Raw genomic sequence first — 1056 nt, 5'->3', positions numbered from 1 at the left:
GGGGAGAGCGACTGTCTTTTCAGTCAAGCGTTTTGCCATGGTTTGCTGTCTCGAATGATGGCGTTGAGGATGGTGAGCAGTTTTCGCATGGTTGCGACGATGGCGACGATTTTGGGTTTGCCGGCGGCCACAAGACGGTCGCGGAAGGCCTTGAGGCTTGGGTTATGCCGGCTGGCGACGAGGGCGGCCATGAACAGCACGGCCCGCACCTTGCCCCTGCCGCCACCAATGAAGCTCTTGCCCTTCCATGTTCCCGATTGCCGCGTCCAGGGTGCAAGGCCTGCCAGCGAAGCGATCTGGCGCCGGTCGAGACTGCCGAGTTCGGGCAGCTCGGCCAGGAGTGTGCGGGCCGTTGTCGGCCCGACGCCCGGCACGGAGACGAGCAGTGTTTCGCGTACCCGCCATATCGGCGACTTGCGGATATGGTCGTCGAGATCGGCATCGAGGCTTTCGAGTTCGCGCCGCAAGGCGGTCAATAATCGCTTGATGCTTTTCTGCGCCTGCTTTGCCAGCACCATGCGCAACCGGTTCTCTTCAGCCACGATCATCTGCACGATCTGGCGCCTGCGGGCCACGAGTTCGGAAAGAGCCTGCGTCTGAGCATCGCGCAACGGCCGGATCTCCGGCTTCGTCGCCAGCACGAAGGCGGCGATGACGGCGGCATCGATCGGATCGGTCTTGGCCCTGCGGCCGATGGCATTGGCATAGGAGCGCACTTGCGCCGGATTGACGACGAGGACCGTCAACCCCGCTGATGACAGCCCGGCTACAGCCAGTGTCTCGAAGCCGCCCGTCGCCTCAAGTGCGATCGCATCGGCGCCGATCGCCTTCAGCCGGCCGATCAGTTCGTCAATGCCGGCATCGTCATTGCCGACAGCAAAGGCCTCGCCCTGCGGTATGACTGCCACGTCGAGCCGGTTCTTCGAAACATCGATGCCAACGATCGTCTCCATCTGATCCCATCCTTGCCTAAGCGGGCTTTGCTTTCGCAAGCGGCCCTGGCGACTGTTCGGGTTCGATGGAACGGCAGACGGAGACCCACGCTCTCCCACGGGC

The 1056-nt window shown here is 63.1% G+C and carries 1 protein-coding gene; it reads right to left on the bottom strand.

Annotated elements, in window-relative coordinates:
* Nucleotides 1-23 precede the first annotated feature (23 nt).
* Nucleotides 24-953 carry an IS110 family transposase gene (locus PMI11_RS15615; RefSeq protein ID WP_007818607.1) on the bottom strand — a complete coding sequence of 310 codons (930 nt, stop codon included), beginning with the start codon at nucleotides 951-953 and terminating at the stop codon, nucleotides 24-26.
* Nucleotides 954-1056: the final 103 nt, after the last annotated feature.

Origin of the sequence: Rhizobium sp. CF142, assembly GCF_000281145.1 — a bacterium.
Classification (GTDB): domain Bacteria; phylum Pseudomonadota; class Alphaproteobacteria; order Rhizobiales; family Rhizobiaceae; genus Rhizobium.
Note: the sequence above shows the minus strand (reverse complement) of the source record. Positions and strands in the feature narration are given on the sequence as shown.

What these genes read in the sequence shown, in the direction of transcription:
- PMI11_RS15615 (WP_007818607.1), bottom strand. Translation starts at nt 953, where the DNA reads ATGGAGACGATCGTTGGCATCGATGTTTCGAAGAACCGGCTCGACGTG.